This window comes from Caldifarcimen microaerophilum, from assembly GCF_055387105.1.
In genome coordinates this window covers 1,617,608-1,634,569 of sequence record NZ_AP038914.1, presented here as the reverse complement: position 1 = coordinate 1,634,569, position 16,962 = coordinate 1,617,608, and the positions used below count along the sequence as shown (strand labels likewise).

General features: G+C 58.4%; 13 protein-coding genes. 3 read left to right on the top strand and 10 right to left on the bottom strand.

Annotation, left to right across the window (positions count from 1 at the left end):
* Positions 1-32: 32 nt before the first annotated feature.
* From AC6HU3_RS07680 to AC6HU3_RS07660, 5 genes are all read right to left on the bottom strand, one after another.
* Complete coding sequence (locus AC6HU3_RS07680) at positions 33-791, bottom strand: ankyrin repeat domain-containing protein (protein WP_497473187.1); 759 nt, start codon at positions 789-791, stop codon at positions 33-35.
* A complete protein-coding gene (locus tag AC6HU3_RS07675; protein WP_497473186.1) occupies positions 775-3,306 on the bottom strand; it encodes a DUF262 domain-containing protein in 2,532 nt (843 codons plus the stop codon). Before AC6HU3_RS07675 ends, AC6HU3_RS07680 begins: the two co-directional genes overlap by 17 nt.
* The gene (locus AC6HU3_RS07670) at positions 3,303-5,240 is read right to left on the bottom strand and encodes a DUF262 domain-containing protein (protein WP_497473185.1); all 1,938 of its coding nucleotides are present in this window, start codon (positions 5,238-5,240) and stop codon (positions 3,303-3,305) included. Before AC6HU3_RS07670 ends, AC6HU3_RS07675 begins: the two co-directional genes overlap by 4 nt.
* Positions 5,241-5,265: 25 nt before the next feature.
* Positions 5,266-5,937 carry a hypothetical protein gene (locus AC6HU3_RS07665; protein ID WP_497473184.1) on the bottom strand — a complete coding sequence of 224 codons (672 nt, stop codon included), beginning with the start codon at positions 5,935-5,937 and terminating at the stop codon, positions 5,266-5,268.
* A gap of 194 nt (positions 5,938-6,131) precedes the next feature.
* Positions 6,132-9,077 carry a tetratricopeptide repeat protein gene (locus AC6HU3_RS07660; RefSeq protein ID WP_497473183.1) on the bottom strand — a complete coding sequence of 982 codons (2,946 nt, stop codon included), beginning with the start codon at positions 9,075-9,077 and terminating at the stop codon, positions 6,132-6,134.
* 282 nt (positions 9,078-9,359) lie between these two features.
* Here AC6HU3_RS07660 and AC6HU3_RS07655 point away from each other — a divergent pair, with 282 nt between their 5' ends.
* The 3 genes from AC6HU3_RS07655 to AC6HU3_RS07645 all read left to right on the top strand — a co-directional run bounded on the left by AC6HU3_RS07655 (position 9,360) and on the right by AC6HU3_RS07645 (position 11,117).
* The gene (locus tag AC6HU3_RS07655) at positions 9,360-10,133 is read left to right on the top strand and encodes a hypothetical protein (protein WP_497473182.1); all 774 of its coding nucleotides are present in this window, start codon (positions 9,360-9,362) and stop codon (positions 10,131-10,133) included.
* Positions 10,134-10,459: 326 nt separating this feature from the next.
* The gene (locus AC6HU3_RS07650; RefSeq protein ID WP_497473181.1) at positions 10,460-10,951 is read left to right on the top strand and encodes a nucleotidyl transferase AbiEii/AbiGii toxin family protein; all 492 of its coding nucleotides are present in this window, start codon (positions 10,460-10,462) and stop codon (positions 10,949-10,951) included.
* The gene (locus tag AC6HU3_RS07645) at positions 10,938-11,117 is read left to right on the top strand and encodes a hypothetical protein (RefSeq protein ID WP_497473180.1); all 180 of its coding nucleotides are present in this window, start codon (positions 10,938-10,940) and stop codon (positions 11,115-11,117) included. Before AC6HU3_RS07650 ends, AC6HU3_RS07645 begins: the two co-directional genes overlap by 14 nt.
* 5 nt (positions 11,118-11,122) lie before the next feature.
* Here the strand turns inward: AC6HU3_RS07645 and AC6HU3_RS07640 are convergent, their stop codons facing one another.
* From AC6HU3_RS07640 to AC6HU3_RS07620, 5 genes are all read right to left on the bottom strand, one after another.
* Positions 11,123-12,349, bottom strand: coding sequence for a hypothetical protein (locus AC6HU3_RS07640; RefSeq protein WP_497473179.1), 1,227 nt, complete (start codon positions 12,347-12,349; stop codon positions 11,123-11,125).
* A 170-nt stretch (positions 12,350-12,519) separates the two neighbouring features.
* A complete protein-coding gene (locus AC6HU3_RS07635) occupies positions 12,520-13,839 on the bottom strand; it encodes a glutamine synthetase family protein (protein ID WP_497473178.1) in 1,320 nt (439 codons plus the stop codon).
* A complete protein-coding gene (locus AC6HU3_RS07630) occupies positions 13,836-15,095 on the bottom strand; it encodes a 3-phosphoshikimate 1-carboxyvinyltransferase (protein WP_497473177.1) in 1,260 nt (419 codons plus the stop codon). Before AC6HU3_RS07630 ends, AC6HU3_RS07635 begins: the two co-directional genes overlap by 4 nt.
* Entirely contained in the window at positions 15,092-15,604 is a 513-nt protein-coding gene (locus AC6HU3_RS07625; protein WP_497473176.1) for a hypothetical protein, read from the bottom strand. The genes AC6HU3_RS07630 and AC6HU3_RS07625 overlap by 4 nt, the downstream gene beginning before the upstream one ends.
* Positions 15,597-16,949, bottom strand: coding sequence for a tryptophanase (locus AC6HU3_RS07620; protein WP_497473175.1), 1,353 nt, complete (start codon positions 16,947-16,949; stop codon positions 15,597-15,599). The genes AC6HU3_RS07625 and AC6HU3_RS07620 overlap by 8 nt, the downstream gene beginning before the upstream one ends.
* Positions 16,950-16,962: the final 13 nt, after the last annotated feature.

Genomic DNA, 16,962 nt, shown 5'->3' with positions numbered 1-16,962 from the left:
CTTTGCGGGGCTCCCTCCGGGAGCCCCGCTTTTTATTCTTCCAGCCGTTCGTCCAGGGCTTCCCGAATTTCCCCGAGTTTCCTGGCCGTTTCGGGATCATGGAGGGCCAGGGTGGACAGGATCTCCAGCCACCGGAGAACAACACGGCGGGTTTCTTCCGTGAGCGCGTCCGGGTCCTCCTGGATGGATGCAAGGTGCTCGAGCAGGAAATGGGCGGCGTAGTCCCCCGGTGTGGCATCCTTTCGCCCATCCCGCACCGAGAGGTCTGAAACCGGGGCAAGCTCACGGATCACGCCCCGCATGTCTTTCTCTGGATGGGCATCCTGCGCGATCACCGCGAAGTGGATGGGGAGAAAACCGGAGGCGGAGGTCGCGTTGGGATCCGCACCTCCTTCCAGAAGGGCGCGCACCGGTTCCACCTGATCCTGATACCAGCAGGCATAATGGAGGGCGGTGGAATCGTAGGGGTCCCGGGCATTCGGGTCCGCACCGGCCTGGATGAGGGCGTCCACCACGGGAGAAGCGCCCCGGGCGACGGCGAGCATCAGGGGGGTCACCGGTGTGGGGTCCCCGTCGTCGGCCACATCATACGGCGCCACCCGGTTCACATCGGCCCCATGGCCTGCCAGGAGACGCACCAGGTCCGGATTGCCGGTGAGCACCGCATGGAACAGCGCCGGAAGGCCCGCATCATCCGCGACCTCCGGATCCGCGCCTGCTTCAAGAAGCGCCTGCACCCGTTCGACATCCTGCGCCTGAACCGCTCGCAGGAGTTCATCTGTGGGGTTCATGGGATCCCTCCTGCTTGAGGAAAAAGCAAAGAAAATCCACGAGTTTCGCAATCATATCCTCATCCTCGAAGGGAAGAATATAAGACAACTGGTTTTCATCCCATGAACGTTCGTCCCACCATCCCTTCTCTCGAAGCACCCGCTGAAATTCCGGGGCAAACGATTTCTCCACTTCAATGCTCCACACGGGGTTTTCGTCTTTCCGGTCCACCCGGACGCTGAATTTGCCCTCAAGCACCAGGCGTGAAGCATACTCTTCCTTTCCATAGGCTCCCTCCCCCGTGCGAAGCCGAACCTTTTCTTTCCGCTCTTCTTCCAGCTTCTCCCGCACTTTTTTCCACACAACATAAAGGAAAGGGCTCACGTGTTCCGATGTTTTCTCCGTGGTCCGATTTTTCTCCGCAAGATACGGCGAAGGCCAGGGCCAGACAAAGATGTTCGCATCCCGACCGTATGTGTGCTTGAAAATCTCGCTCGCGTATTGGGAAAGAAGGTCATCGTAAAACTCCGGATAGCGCACGTAATAGTATTTCCAGTCTTTCGGATCCTTGAAATCCTTTTTGCATTTGTCCCACAAATCGCCAAGATTCCAGTTCTTTTCCTCAAGGTGCCGGAAAAACGCACGCCAGACGGGCTCCATCTTCGGATCGGTGGGCTTCATCCCCGGATCGGTGAGCAGCACGTGCCAGTATCCGGTTCTTCCGAAAAACCGCCGGACTCCCGATGCATCCTTCCGGGGATAACCATTGTCCGAAGAATCCAAAGTAAGAAGAACCGAAGCGAGATACCCATCCCGCTTTGCAAACGCCTGAACCTTGTCCCGATCTTCTTTCGAAAGAACCTGTGCACCCTGCGTGCGCTGCCACACACGTTCAATCTCTTCACTCTCTCCGAAGACGGTCCGGAAAGTCTCAAACGTCACCACGGGTCCCGCTTCTGTCCAGAGATTGCGCAGATCTCCCTGGAGGTACACGTGATCCTCCAGGGCTTCCAGATCCTCTTTGCGGTCGGGGTGATCCTTGAGCCACTGGTGTTTTTGCCGTTCGTGCTGGAAACTTTCTTTGGTGATCCCGGAGCCCCCCGGGGTGCTCACCTCCGGTTGCCGGTCCCCGTCCAGCGGTACACCCCGTTCAAACAACCGGAGAATTTCCGGAACTTTCCCGGCCTGGATGCGTCGCTCAAACGCATAAAAACCACGGACGCCCATCCGGTTGAGAAGGTTGCGTGCGGTGCGGAGATGACGCTGAAGTTCCTGATCTTTCATGCCCTGATGGGTCCACAGGAAATACAGGAAGAGCAGAATCCGGAGCCCAAAAGCGGGTCTCCCTTGGGGGCCGTGATAACCCATGACCACCTGTTCCAGTCCCTCCCGAAGGGTCCGGAAGAGACGACCCCCACCGGTCCAGAAAATCCGGAGGTCCAGTGCCGGATCTTCTTTCGTTTTGTGAAGACGATCCAGGGCGTGGGACAGAAGGTCGAGATCGTTCGGTGCCCCGAGGGCAAGGGGAAAGAGATCCTCCGGTGCCAGGTCCTCGATGCTGTTTTCCCCCTCCCGTGAAGCTTTCGAAGAATCGTGTTCGCGTTTCATGTTCCGATAGGCGAGCATGTCCAGAAAGAACCGCAGAAAGTTCAGAAAAGCCTGATCCGTGTCCTTTGCAAGTTCTTCCGGACCCCGGCGGTTGTTCTCTTTGTTCTCTTTGCCCTTTTTCTCACGCGCTTTTGTCCAGAAGACGTCCAGCCATTCTCCATCCATCTTCTGCTCGAAGAATTGAACATTCTCGAACCCTTTTTCCTCAAGATACCCGAGCAGGCGGGCTTTGATGACTTCAAACGCCGAAAGACGCCTTCCCCGTGCGTTCATCCGAATATAGATCTCATCGCTCAGGGAAAGATCGTTCATCTCAAGGAAATCAAAGGTCACACGGTCGTTTTCCACAAGGTCTTTCCAGATGTTTTCCCAATCCTGGAGGTCCCGGGCTTTCTGATGGACTTCCCGGCGGAGATCGTCCAGGACGGTAAGGATGGACTGAACGGTGGGATCAAGCCGCCACATGGGAAGGAACCAGGGTTGATCTTCAATCCACGCTCTGAGGGATTCTTCTGACAGCGCCTGCGCCACGTCCGCCATGTGGTCCACCAGCCTCTCCACAAAATCTCTGGACGTCTCTCGAACCGCATAGGAGAACCTTCGAAGGCGTTTCTGCACCTCATCATCCGTAACCTTTCCGGCGCGCAGAGCCGCATAATAGTGCACAAGGAAAAGAAACGTGAGTCTCTGCTGACCGTCAATGGGGATGAGGGTCCCGGTCTTTTCCTCCACGATTCCGAACACAAAATCCATGGGATGGGGACGGGCGTTTTTCAGGCTTTCCAGAAGATCCCGGATAAACGCCTCTCGAACCGGCTCTGCATCGTCCCGGCCATGGGCGTAGTCCCGCTGAATCTCGGGGATTCTGATGGAATATTGCTCCAGCAGGCGCCAGAACGTCAACGTCCTGGACTGCTCCGAACTCATTTTGTTTTCTCCTTTTCACAATCCTGTGGCGCGGAAAACCTCTCAATGGCGTTCAGAAAGGCTTCCAGGGTCTTCACGATATGGTTTTCATACGCTTCCCGGCTTTCAGGGCCCCACACGAGAAAATCCTTCGGCGTGTCTTCAAACGCCTTGAGAAAGACATCCCTTGTGCGGGGAGGGACAAAGGCGCCGGATTCCTCTTCCACAAGAAGCACCTGGCGTTTCACGGGAAAAGGAAGGTTGGACAGTCTGCTGTTGAGGTCTTGGGGAAGAAGGGCGATGTTGCTGATGTCATGCACATCCCCTGCACCAAATTGCTGAAACACCTTTTCGGCAACAGGCGGGAGCTTTTCCATAAATTTCTTGAATTGACCCTCTTTTTTTGCTTTTTTCGCCTCGTCGATCAGATCCCTCACCTTCTTAAGCAAACCTTCCAGCTCCTGGATCTTTTCCCTTTTTCTTCCTTTTTCTTTTTCCGCCTGGATCAATAGATCCAAAGCCTTCTCCATTTTACTAAGCCACTTCTCCGCATCGCCTCCGTGGAACCCGGTGGGTGCCTGCGGATGGATGTGCTCGAGCGACCACCGCTCCGCGTGATACCGGTGGAAGGGAAACCGCCCCCGGACACGCCCTTCATCCCACTTTTTCGGCGCCTCCACGGGGAAGAAGGCAAGGACGTTGTGAAGAAGGAGCACCCGCCGGAGATGAATCCCTTCCTGACTGCCCGCATACCGCAAATCCCGAACATCCCTCAATCTGTGGATCCAGATCTCGGTTCCATTTTTTTCAAGCCATGGCTGGCCATGCACGCAATTGGCTTCCCTGTACAGATACGCCCGGAGGGAGGATTTGGGCTCCGTGCGGGCTTTTTTCAGGACACTGCGAAGGTAGGCCTGTGTTTTGGCCGGGTTCTCCCGAAGGGCCACCGTCCATCCCACAAGATTGTAGAATTCGTCGTTTTCATAAAGAAACCGGAGATACGCAAAGATGCTCTGGATAACGTTCCATAGATCCGTCACATCCCTGTGCTGTTCAAGAAACCAGTGGGCAAGGGTATACCGGTCGTCCCGAACCGGTGCACCCTCAAAGAGCTCAAAGAGCCGATCCAGCCGGGTGGGATAATCCCTTGTGGAGATGAAGAACCAGAAGGGATCTTCTTCGAAGGCAAGCCGCAGATCATCCAGAAGGCGCGCCCGTTCCTTAAACCGCGACGGATCATGTTTCCGTGTGAGGAGCAGGAGATGGCCCCGAATGAGCTCGGCATCGGTCAGGGGGACCTTTCCGGAGTTCAGGCGGACGAAGATGCGGTGGGATGATTCTCCCTGAGGTTCCAGCTCATACCATATGAACCGCGTGTTGCGCGCGACATCCCTTCCGTCACGAAATTCATAATCTCGAAGAAGTTCTTCAAACTTTCTTTCAAATCTCGTCCTGGACAGGCTTCGGGAGGTTTCTTTTTCTTTCTTCTCCAGCCACGTTCGGACCGTTTGATAGGCATGCCACATGTGGAAGAAATCAGGATTGGCCTCTGCTTCGTCACGCCCTTTGTTGGGAAGGTCCTTCAGGAACTCCCTGGAGCGTTCCCGGGTTTCATAGTCAATTTCAAACTGCGGCTCCCATTCCTGATCGTCAAAGTGCTCTCGCAGAGCTTTCATGAGGATATACAGGGTGGTGAGGCGCTGCTGTCCGTCCAGCACCTCATACTCTTTCTCCTTGTCTGAACGCTTGCGGACCACGAGGGGCTGGAGGCAATAGTACGGATCCTGGTGTTGATCCGCGCTGTTCGCAAATTCCCAGAGATCTTCGAGGAGCTGTGTGACCTCTCGCTCTGTCCAGCGGTATCCCCGCTGATAGGAGGGGACAAAGAAACGAAACCCTCGATCCTGAATCTCACCCACCGAAATGAGTTTGACTTTGGCTTTGGCCATGGCCATAGGGTAAGCCCTCCTGTTCGGATGCTCAACGGTCTGCACGATCGGCCACCCAGCCCATCCCCACCCGGAGGGCGAAAGCCGTCATGGAGCAGAGGGACGATGGTCCCACCGGAAAGACCTCCACGGGCTCAAGGTCCAGGATCACCCACAGCGGATGGGTGCTGATCCGGCTTCCCCGAACGTCCACCCACCCTTCCAGCACGTGCTCCATGACACGGGCATCCAGACATTCCGGGAATTCGTCCATCCCCGGGTGGAAGAGGAGCACGAGGCGTTCTGTTCGGTCCGGCGCCTCCAGGACCCTCGCCCGAACCTCCCAGAGCACCGCCCGGTTCTGTGTACCCGTGATTCCCTGGAAAACGCCCACCGGCCTTCCCTCCACGTTCTCATAAGGCCTCACGAAAGAACCGTTCAGAGGGCCATACACATACGTCACCTCCTCGTCTCCCATGGTCCCACGGTCCCCGCGGCGCTGCACACCCAGATGGCGAAGGGCATCAGACACATCCTCCACCCACATCACCGAAACGGCCAGGGCGTTGAGGAGATTCCGTGCCGCGGGGTGATCCTGCGCCACAATCGCTGACAACGTCCCGGATCGCATCACCTTCGGGAGCATTTTTCCAGCATGCCGGAAATCCTCTTCCGAAAGGCTTTCCCAGCCTCCGAGAAAGAGATAGGCCGGAAACCAGTCCATCCTCCACCTCCTTTTTGCGCATATTCCCCAAAAAACCACAGCCCCACCGGGGCCCATCCTGAAAAGCACAGGGGAAAAACGTGGGAGAAAGCAGAAAAAAGCCCCCCGTTAGATGGGGAGGCAGACAGGTTCAGGATACAGGAAAGCACCCGGAAAAGCAACACCCGAAGAAGCAAAGAGCACAATGCGCGGAGTCAGGGTCTTTCCCTGCCCTGCGCCACGTGGGCCATCACCCGATCCACCACCTTCTGCATCAGCGGCCCATGCTGATCCCGATGGAGGCTCTCCGGAGATCGACGCCCCAGCAGAACTTCGCCCAGGATGCGCAAGCGTTCATCCACCTCATCCAGGTGTTCCTGGACCGTCTTCCAGTCCCCCAGAACCAGCGCGACCAGGAAGGGCCAGGGCTCACCCTCCCGCGCCTGAACCCTCCGGGCGTGGGCCATCGCTTCCTCCGTGAGCCCCAGAAAGGCTTCGGTCAGAGAGAGGTTCCGCAGGGTGATGGTTTCCCAGAAGGGGAAACGGATTTCCTGGAACAGTCTCAGCGCCTGTTCATACAGATGGCGGGCTTCCTCCAGCCGATCCTGGAAAAGGTGGAGATCACCAAGACGAAGAAAGGCGGCCGCCTGGTCATACCGGGTTCGGGCTTTTTCAAGGGAAGCCAGATAGAACGCCCGGGCTTCTTCCCAGCGCTTTTCCTTTTGATGGATCCATCCGATGTTGTACAGAGCTGTGGACTCCGCATCCTGAAGTCCGTATTTACGGGCAAAGGCCAGACACCGTTCATACCAGTCCAGGGCTCTGGTATGCTCTCCCTGCATGTCGTGCCAGATCCCCAGCGCCTCCCGGTAGAACACCTGCTCCCGGGGCGTCATGGTGTGGCGATGGGGGAACAGGGCGACAAGGCACTGTTTCATGAAATCGTACCGCTCCCACCAGTCGTAGAGTTCCACAAGATTGAGCAGGGCGATCTTGCGGAACGTTCGGCGCCGGGCAACGTCCCGAAAAACGCGTTCGGCTTCGTGATATCGCCCCTCCCGCATGGCCCGCCGGGCGTGGACCAGCCGGGCGAGGGTCCGGAAACGCCCTCCCTGGCCCTCAAGAAACCTCTCCACCCGGTCGAGTTCTTCGTGCAGGGCCTGAAAATAGCGCTCATCCACCACATCCTGCCAGAAGGAGGCCGCCCTGCCGGGGGCACGGCCGCGGGTGTACCACCGGGCAAGCTCTTCGGAACCCCGAACCCCCAGCGAAGCCGCCCGATCTGCAAGCATCCGGTAACGCCGGCGGCGCCGGGAAGGGGGGATGGAGGACAGGACCGCCCGTTCCAGGGGCTCCCCCTGGAGGGTGATCCCTTCAGCGGTGATCCGGACCACCCCGGAATAAACAAGTTCCTCCCGCACCCGCTCTGTCCATTCCGGGAGTTCTTCTTCCCTCAAGGGGATCCCGGCACAGGCGAGATACTCCACCACCCGCAGGGCTCCTGACGAAAGGTGCTGGACGGCGGAGAGAAAGGGGATGGTGGGAAGATCGGTATGGCCTGCCTTTCGTGCAGCCAGGGCAAGTTCAAGACAGAACAGATTCCCACCGCACCGGCGAATGAGAGCTTCCTGCCGGTCAGGAGGAAGTTCCGGAGCAACGGCACGGATGATGGACCGCTGGGAGGCTTCCGCAAGGGGGTCCAGCGACACGACCTCGGGGGAAGACACGGGAAAGGGAGAATTCCGGAGGGTCAGCACCACCGGAATCTCATGGGACAGACGGGAAAGGATCGTCTCAAACATCCGGCGACTGGCTTCATCCAGCCCATCCACATGGTCCAGCACCAGCACAAAGGGGGCATAGGATTCAAGCCATGCTCTCACAGCCTCCACCGCCTCGTCCCGGGGGACCGGTGTTTTTCCTTCAAGATACGCCCGAACCACCGAAGGGGGAGACGGAAGCGATCGGGTGAGAGCCCGCAATCCCGAAAGGGGCGCAAGCCCGGTGTAGCCCCGGATCCATACGGCAGCAAGATCCATCCTTTTAAGCGCTTCTTCCACCAGACGGGTTTTCCCCACACCGGCCGGACCCTTCACCACCACCCGCCCGCCACGGGCAAGATGTTCCTGAAGCCACCGGACCTCCTTGTCCCTTCCCACAAAGGGAAGACGCAGGGGAGGCCGGAGGGGCACGGTCCGCTCGAGAAATCCCAGACGAACGGGTTGGTCCCGTCCCCTGACCCGAACCGTGCCCAGCCAGCGAACGCTTTCGTCCTCCACCTCCGCCTTTCCCAGGAGAATCTCTCCTTCTCCCGCAAGACCCAACACCCGGGATGCCACATTCACCGCATCGCCGATCAGGAGGATCTCCTCAAAGGTCTGTCCCCGGATCCGCCCGGTGAACACCTGTCCCTGGCTCACACCGGCACGGAGGACAAAGCCGTCCTGACGTCCTTTCGCCAGGGCCCGGATCATGCGGTGCACTTCTCCCCCTGTGGCGTAGGGGAATCCACCCACCACCAGGGCAAGGCGGTTTCTTGCGAAAGGGATCCACTTGGCCAGCCAGAGGTCGTGATCCTGAAAAAACGCAAGAACCTGAGCCAGGTCTTCCCTCTCCGGGATCTCAACGAAAGCGACAACCAGTGGAAGCAGACGCAAGGGATAGGAAGGGAGGGAAAAAGGAGGGGGTTCCGGCAGAACGAGCGGCGATGTGGACAGCATTTCCTGCACGACCACGTGCCCGGCTTCCGTGGTTTCCTCCAGTTCCCGGGCCAGATCCACACCCAGGCCTTCCAGGACCCGGTTGATTCCGCTCCCCGATGGACAGGTCGCAAGACGCACGGGTCCGCGGACCGCGATCACCCGCGAGGAGAGTCCCTGCTTCCGGAATGCGGACAGATCCAGGAGTTCCCGGGCCAGGGTGTGGACGGTGTCTCCGGGAAGATCCGGAGGGAGGAGGCCCCAATACGCATCCCCCACCAGACTGACCACCCGGCCTCCGTGCCGCTGGAGGATTTCCTCAGCCCGGCGAAAAAAGGAACGGATGGTCCGCCCCAGCCACTCCACCCCCTCCGGACCTGCACGTTCCATCCGTTCGGTGAGGGTGGTGAAAGCGCCGATATCCTGCAGAAAAATCCAGGCCGTTCCGGCAGGGGATTCCATTCTGAATCATAGTGTAGTCCACGGGAAAAGAACGGTCCAGAGGGGGACACCGAGCTCCGGTCATTCGTTCGGACACCCGCCGTCCTTCCCCCATCAAGGGGGGAGGGAGTGACCATCCATCCACGGCTTCGAGGTGTTTCCTCCCCTCCCCTGGAGGGAGGGGCTGGGGGAGGGGGAAATGTCCGAACTTCCAAAGGTTATAGAACGTTCCAGCTCTGAAGGGTATGATATACGCCAATTGGTATAATTTTATACTGAAGATGAGAACCAGGGGGTTGCGTCATGGACTGGAACTGGTTCTTCTCAGCCCTGGCCCAGTCAATTGCAGCGCTGGTTGGGATTGTGATGGCGATTGCTCTTACCGTTTCTCAGTTTGTCCGGGAACGGGCTGGCGATTTTTTGAGAGAAGCCCGAAATCTGACCAAAGAAGCACAGCGTTTGAAAGACAGAATCGATCTCTTAAATCTTCCAGATCATGTCGCGCGGGTTCGGAAACAGGCCCTCGTGTGGCTTCAATCCCACTATCATCCTGAGATTTTACAAGAGGACCTAAAATTGATACAATCTCAAGGCAGCGTAAACGCATTGTGCAAAAAATACAAGTTTTCAAAATACGACAGCCCTGAGATCGTGGTGAGAGAATTTCAATCGATCTGCGAGAGGGAGCAACAAATCACTCCAAGTTTGATAGTGTCTCAACAAAAGGAGGCCGAGTTACAGAAATCCCATAGATGGGAGAAAGAAAATGTAGATCCCCTTTACGCCGAAGCACGGTCACTTGCAATGCGCATTACGGAGTTTTTAAAAGAACATCAAGCCTTAAAAGCCGCCATGGAACAGTGGGATCGATTCCTCCGACTTCTTCTTTCATGGGCTGCATTCCTTCTCATAGCGGGTGTAGCACTACCTTTATGGTTTCTTCCAGTTCCTCATGAACCTTTGCCTTTTTGGGATTATTTCGATTTGCCTATTCGATGCGCCAAAAATCCACTTTGTGCATGGAAAATTCTTATCATAGGGACATTATATAATAGGCGGAATTGTCATCCTCCGTGAGTTTCTAAACTATGTTCTCTCAATTTTCAAAACCGATGAAATCGAAACCTTAAAGCCATGGCAGGACATCGAAACCTTTTCCCCGTTCTTCAAAAATCCGGAACGGTGGGAACGGCATACAGAAGAATAAGGTGAGCGTCTGCAGCACACGCGCGAGGATATACGGATATCCGGTAGCCGGGAATGCATCGAGAACCATCTGACATGTTTTTCGAGAGCCAGCGTCCACAGAATTTCTCTACGAAAGGGATCCCCACGAGAAAATCTCCGATTTTCTCGTGGGGTGGTCATGGACAGGTCGTCCTTCCTTCCGTATCCTTCCCCCGATGCAGAGAATCCTTCAGGCCCTGTGGGGATGTGATGTGGACTATGTGGTGATCGGTGGTGTGGCGGTGGCCCTGTATGGGATTCCCCGGACCACGGTGGACCTGGACCTGATGGTTCGCCTCACACCCGAGAACCTCACTAGACTCTGGCGATGCCTGGAAGATCTGGGCCTTCGTCCCCGCCAGCCCGTGAGCCTGGAGATGGTCACCGATCCCACCTTCCGACACCAGATCCTTCAGGAGAAACACGCCCGGGTGATCACCTTTGAAAACCCCAGCGACCCGCTGGAAGTGGTGGACATCCTGATGGAAGAACCCCTCCCCTTTCAGGAGGTTTTCTCCCGGCGTCGGGTGTTCCACACCGGGGATTTCGGCATTCCCGTGCCGGCGGTGGAGGACCTCATGGCCCTGAAAGCCCGGACCGGACGACCGGTGGATCGGTCAGATGTGGAAGCGCTGAAACTCCTTCAGCAAAGCGATGAAGAAGCATAGATATCTGCCCTATGCCGTGAACCGCGAGCAGGTCCAGGCCTTTCGCCGCCTGTCGGTGGCGGATCGCCTGCGGTTCGTGGAAAACATGGCGCGACTTCTGCTTGCTGTAAGAAATCCCAAACCTTCCAAAACCCCGAAGACAAATGAGCCGCGAAGGAGGCCGTAGTCCCGCTATCCTGGATATTCCTCCAGCCACTCCTCAAGATCGGGATGAATTTCGACCTCAGGGGATAATTCAGAGACAAGCGCGTGATAGCGCTCCAAAAGCTCACGAAGGGCCTGTTCAACGAAGGGGCGGAGAAGGGAGGGGTGCTCAAGATCCACCGGATGCATACCCGCGGCCCGAAAAGCTCGCGCAAGGGCCTCACCGATCTTCTCCACCGCTGCCCGACGATCCTCACGGGATTCAGCCAGAGCAATATATTCTTCCACCGCATCCCGTAGCGCCGGAAGCAACGAAGACGGAAGTTTTGGGGCCTCGGGGACGTGGTCAAGAGCTTTGCCAAGTATTTCCCTTGCCTCCTGCGGATTCCCTTCCTGCAACGCAACCTGTGCGAGAAGACGATAGGCCTCAAGATGAAACGCGGGGACAAAGAAACCCTTTGTATCGATGATGTCCTGAGCCACACGACGGGCAGTTTGAAAATCCGCGCACTCAAGGGAGGCCCGTACAAGGGCAAGGCGGGCTTCCCCTTCAAGTCTCAGACGTTCAAAGGGTTTTCGCAGACTCTTATCGCCTGCACGGCGCAGAGCTTTCACCGCACGCTCCAGCCGGTTACGCGCCTGTTTCGCCTTGCCGAATGCAAGCAAAAGATATCCCTCCTCCGTCAAAAACTCTCCATACAGATCTTCAGCCTTCCCCTGTGGACGGGCAGTCTGGCGAAGGTGTCGGATCATGGGGTCCAGATCCTCCAGAATTTTCTGGATTTCCACAATATTTCCCTGAAGTCTTAAGAGCTTCACTCGCTGGAGAAGCCACATCGCCTTCAGATAGTTCTGTCGCCAGCGATCCTCATCTCCCTCAGGCGGGGTCATGGTCTTGAGTATCCGGTCTCCCATCATCCAGTAGCGCTCGGCCAGATCGAAATCGGGATCTTCCAGTGCAGTAAGCATTTCTTCTATCAGAATCTGAAGCAGCACATGAATTTCCTGAATGGGAAGATCCGCCCAGGCTGAAGGAGAGGCGTTCAGGAGATGGTCAAGGATCTTTTCACGCAGATGAGCTTTTTCCGAAGGGGATAGAACCTCGAACATTTCATCTATGCCGTACTGCATCAGCATATACTGAAGAGGGGAAAGTTCGCCCTCCAACGCATTAAGGGTCTCCCGAATTTCCCGACGGACCTGTGCCAGGATTTCACTTCGATTCGGGACGTTCCGCTTTCTTTTCCTTGCCATCGTCCGGCTCCTGCCAATTTCTGGTTTGTTAAGGAAGTTTTTTCAAATAGGGCCGGAAGGTTTTTTCCATGACGCCCAATGCCCCGTGGGGAAAACGGGAGATGTTCACCACTTCTGGAAGGGAACCATGCGTTGGGAGGCGGGGGCAGAGCCCCCGCCTCCCGGTGTGTTCAGAGCCGCGGCATGTATTCCCGGATCTCGAAATCCGTGACCGCCGTCCGGAACCGGTCCCACTCCGCCTTCTTGTTCCGCAGAAACTTCTCAAAGAGCTCGTCTCCCAGCGCCCGGCGGGCCACCTCGCTCTGCTCCATGATCCGGATGGCGGTGAGAAGGGAATCGGGCAGCGCCCCGATGCCGTATTTCTCCATCACCTCCTCCGGCATGGCGTAGATGTTTTCCTCCACCGGATCGGGCGGCTCCAGTCCCTCCTCAATTCCTGTGAGTCCCGCCGTCAGCATGGCGGAAAACGCAAGATAGGGGTTCGTGGCCGGATCAGGCGCCCGGTATTCCAGCCGGCAGGATTTCGATTTGCCCTTCTTGAACGCAGGAACCCGAACCAGCGCGGAACGGTTCTTCCGACCCCAGGCGATATAGACGGGTGCCTCATAGCCCACCACCAGCCGCTTGTAGGAGTTCACCCACTGGTTGGTGATGGCCGTGATCTCCGGCGCATATTTCAGAAGCCCTGCGAGATAGCCCCGGGCGGTTTCCGAAAGGTTGTAGGGATGCTCCGCATCGAAAAAGGCGTTCTCATCTCCCCGAAACAGAGACTGGTGGACGTGGAGCCCCGAACCGTTGATGCCGAACACCGGCTTGGGCATGAAGGTGGCATAGATCCCGTGCTTTTCGGCCACCGCCTTCACAAGGAGTTTGGTGAGCTGGAGGATGTCGGCCATGGTGAGGGCGTCCTGATAGCGGAAGTCAATTTCGTGCTGGCTCTGGGCCACTTCGTGATGGGTGGCCTCCACATGCACCCCCATGGCCTCGAGATGGCGGAGGGTTTCCCACCGGGCCTGAGAAGCGGCATCAAAGGGCAGGATGTCAAAATAGCCCTGGGCATCCAGGGGGGAGGGGTTCTGCGCGGTGGGGAAATAGAAATATTCCAGTTCGGGGCCCACATAGAAGGTGAACCCTTCCTCCTTCGCCCGCTCCAGGACCCGACGGAGCACCTGCCGGGGATCGCTTTCAAAGGGCCGGCCGTCGGGATAGAAGATGTCGCAGAAGAACACCAGCGAACGGTCCCCCGAGACCTCCTCCGGCCAGAGATAGACCGCGTTCAGATCGGGTTTGGCCACGAGATCGGACTCTTCGATCCGGACAAACCCCTCCACCGAGGAGCCGTCAAACACCACCCCTTCATCCAGGGCCCGTTCGAGTTCCGTCACCGCCAGGTTGAACCCCTTCACGAAGCCCAGGATGTCGGTGAACCACAGACGGACGATCTGGATGTCCTTCTCGCGCACCAGCGCGAGGATTTCGTCACGGGTCATCCCCTACCCTCCTTTTGGAGTTGACGCATACGGGCAAAAAACTCTGGAAACCGATCCACCACCTTTTTCCTGGCCTGGACGTCCTCCGGCTCCCCACCCTCCAGAAGGCGGAGAACACTTGCAAACATGGCCAGCACGGGATCTCCATAGGCCCGGAGAGGGCCGTCACCCAGGGAAACCGGCCCCTGAATCACAAGACGATAGGCGGACTGGGAAAGGTTCATTCCCCGGGCCTGGAGCATCTGGGCCGCCCGCAAGAGACGCATGAGGTCCGGAAAGCTCATGGCCGAAAGCCCTTCGATCACCGTGAGCCCCCGGGCCCGGGAAGCGAGGAGAAGGACAAACACCAGTTCTTCCGGCATGAGCAGAGCTTCCCGCTCCCTCACCGTGACCCCCGTGAGCTCTGCGGGCTCCACCTCCACCGCCCCCACCGCTTCCGGACCTTCCTCCGGAAAAAGTTCGATCCGCACCGTGGCTCCCATCCGCTTGAGGATACGGAGAAATCCCGTGCGGGTGAGGTTGAGATGAACCCCCTCCACCCGAACCGGGATCTCAAGCAGAAGGGCCGCGGTCAGGAAGGGAACGGCCAGGGAAAAATCCCCGGGAAGGGTGACCTCCAGCCCCGGCAGGGCTTCCCCCTGGAGGGTGATCTCTGTCCCCCGCATCTCAAAGGGCACACCCATCCGCAGAAGCAGTCGCTCCATGTGGTCCCAGGCCTTGACCCGTTCGGAGATCCGGGTTTCCCCCATGGCCTGAAGGGCGGCCAGCATGAGGGCGGCCTTCATGTAGGCATCGGGATAGATCTGCTCCACCACCATCCCCTGAAGGGCACTGCCCTGCACCGCCATGGGAAACCGGCGGTTCCGGTCCCGTCCAAGGATCATGGCCCCCATCATCCGAAGGGGATGCACCAGGTCGCGAAAGTCCCGCTCCTGAAGGGCACCGGATGCGGAAAGGAGCACGGTCACCGGATGACCGGCAAGATACCCGAGAAGAAGGGTGGCGGTGGGGAGAGAATCGGAGAGATGGAGCACATCCCGGGGTTCCCGAATCACGGCATGGGAACGGGGACGCACCACGACTTCGTTTTCCCCGCGCTCCACCGGGATCCCCAGCTGTTCCAGCACCCGAAGGGTGATCTCCACCTCCCGGGAAGGGGGCAGATTGCGGATCCGGCTTTCGTGGGGAGACTGCGCAGCGAGAAAGAGGGCCATGTGGGCGATGTGGCGGTCCCCCGGAAAACGAAAGACCGTCATTCTTTCACCTCATAGGTTTCCAGAATCTGGGCAAGCCATTCCCGCAGGGCATCCGCAAAAGCAACCAGAAGCATTTCCACCCGGCTCACCACGTCCTCCTCCCCCTCAAGGCCCAGACGGGCCAGAAACGTCTCTCCGAGACGCCCCTCCTCTCCCTCAATCCAGGCCTTAAGCTGGGTCTGATACTCCGCAAGCCCATGCTGAAGATGCTCCCGGAGAAGGGTGATTTCCTCTGCACTCTGAGGCTCCAGGCTCTCCATGAGATGGCGAAACATGCCCTCCACCACCTGAGTCGCCACATCGTCCTTCACCAGAGGGGTGGCCACGAGGTGGAAGGAGAGAAAAAACAGCCCGAAGAACACGAGCTCCATCACCACAAGGGACGCCCCTTCCTCACTCCAGTCCAGCACAGCCCGGATAGGATCCTCCGTCTCCTGCGCCAGACGAAACACACCCGAGAGCAACCCCTCTGCAAGCACCTCGGGGGTGATGGACTCTTTCTCACGCATCGGGAACCTCCAGCGCCAGATCCGCCAGATCCCGGGGGTGCCAGTCCCTGGGGGCAAGATGGGCCCGAAAATGGCGGAGCAGCTTCGGAGCATGGACAAGTTCCATGCCCTTCACCCGGGTGCGGGCTCCGTGAAGAGCCTCAAACGTCCGGGCCACCCAGTCCAGATGCCCATCCGTATAGGTTCTCCGGGGGATGGCCAGACGCACCCATTCATAGGGAAGGTCCTCAAACATGAGCCCTCCCACCTCCACCGCCCGGACCCCTCCCAGCACATAGAGGGCCACCGTCACCGCCACACCCGGAAAGGCTTCCCGGGGGATGTGCTCCATCCAGGAAGCCGCTTCCACAAACACCGCATGTCCTCCGGGCGGCCAGAGCACCGGAACGCCTGCCCCTTTCAGGCGGGTGGCAAGACGGCGAACCTGCCCGACGCGGTGGGCGAGATACCGCTCGTCCACCACTTCCTCAAGCCCCACCGCCAGGGCGTCCAGGTCCCTCCCGGCAAGCCCTCCATAGGTGGGGAATCCCTCAAAGACCACCAGGAGATTCCGGAACGTTTCGGCAAGGTCTTCCCGATCCGTGGCCAGGAATCCTCCGATGTTCCCGAGCCCATCCTTTTTGGCGCTCATGGCCACCACGTCCGCAAGGGCAAGATACGCCCGCACACCCTCGGCAATGGACAGGCCCCGGAGTTCCGGATCGTGCGCCCGGGCGAGGTACACGTTTTCGGCAATCCGGGCCGCATCCACCACCAGGAGGGCACCGTACCGACCCGCGAGATCCCGCACCGCTCTGAGGTTCTCCAGGGAGACGGGCTGACCGCCGGCCGTGTTGTTGGTGAGGGTCATCACGATGAGCTTTGCCCTTTTCTCCTTCAGCGCCCGTTCCATCGCCTCGAGGTCGGCATCGCCTTTGAAAGGGTGTGCCGAGTCCAGGTTCCGGCTTTCCGGGTGGGGGCAGTCCACGATGTCCACCCCGCGATACAGGAAATTGGCCCGGGTTGTGTCAAACAGCGTGTTGGAGATCACCCGGTCTCCCGGTTCCAGGAGAGAAAAGGCCAGGATCTTCTCGGCCGCCCGCCCCTGATGGACGGGAATCACCTCCCGTTTGCCGGTGAACGTCTGAACAGCGGCCTCAAACCGGAAGAAGCTGTCGGCGCCGGCATAGGACTCGTCGCCCAGCATCAGGGCACTCCACTGTCGGTCGCTCATGGCTCCGGTTCCCGAGTCGGTGAGGAAATCCACCATCACCCGGGATGCGGGGAGAAAAAACACGTTGTAATGAGCCTGTTCGATGGCCTCCAGGCGCTCCCCGAAGGAGAGGATGGGGAGCGCCTGGACCATCTTGATCCGGTAC

Coding starts and splice junctions, on each gene's coding strand:
- AC6HU3_RS07645 (WP_497473180.1), top strand. CDS start 10,938: ATGAAGAAGCATAGATATCTGCCCTATGCCGTGAACCGCGAGCAGGTC.
- AC6HU3_RS07620 (WP_497473175.1), bottom strand. CDS start 16,949: ATGGTCCAGGCGCTCCCCATCCTCTCCTTCGGGGAGCGCCTGGAGGCC.
- AC6HU3_RS07630 (WP_497473177.1), bottom strand. CDS start 15,095: ATGACGGTCTTTCGTTTTCCGGGGGACCGCCACATCGCCCACATGGCC.
- AC6HU3_RS07655 (WP_497473182.1), top strand. CDS start 9,360: ATGGACTGGAACTGGTTCTTCTCAGCCCTGGCCCAGTCAATTGCAGCG.
- AC6HU3_RS07675 (WP_497473186.1), bottom strand. CDS start 3,306: ATGAGTTCGGAGCAGTCCAGGACGTTGACGTTCTGGCGCCTGCTGGAG.
- AC6HU3_RS07680 (WP_497473187.1), bottom strand. CDS start 791: ATGAACCCCACAGATGAACTCCTGCGAGCGGTTCAGGCGCAGGATGTC.
- AC6HU3_RS07660 (WP_497473183.1), bottom strand. CDS start 9,077: ATGGAATCCCCTGCCGGAACGGCCTGGATTTTTCTGCAGGATATCGGC.
- AC6HU3_RS07650 (WP_497473181.1), top strand. CDS start 10,460: ATGCAGAGAATCCTTCAGGCCCTGTGGGGATGTGATGTGGACTATGTG.
- AC6HU3_RS07640 (WP_497473179.1), bottom strand. CDS start 12,349: ATGGCAAGGAAAAGAAAGCGGAACGTCCCGAATCGAAGTGAAATCCTG.
- AC6HU3_RS07670 (WP_497473185.1), bottom strand. CDS start 5,240: ATGGCCATGGCCAAAGCCAAAGTCAAACTCATTTCGGTGGGTGAGATT.
- AC6HU3_RS07665 (WP_497473184.1), bottom strand. CDS start 5,937: ATGGACTGGTTTCCGGCCTATCTCTTTCTCGGAGGCTGGGAAAGCCTT.
- AC6HU3_RS07635 (WP_497473178.1), bottom strand. CDS start 13,839: ATGACCCGTGACGAAATCCTCGCGCTGGTGCGCGAGAAGGACATCCAG.
- AC6HU3_RS07625 (WP_497473176.1), bottom strand. CDS start 15,604: ATGCGTGAGAAAGAGTCCATCACCCCCGAGGTGCTTGCAGAGGGGTTG.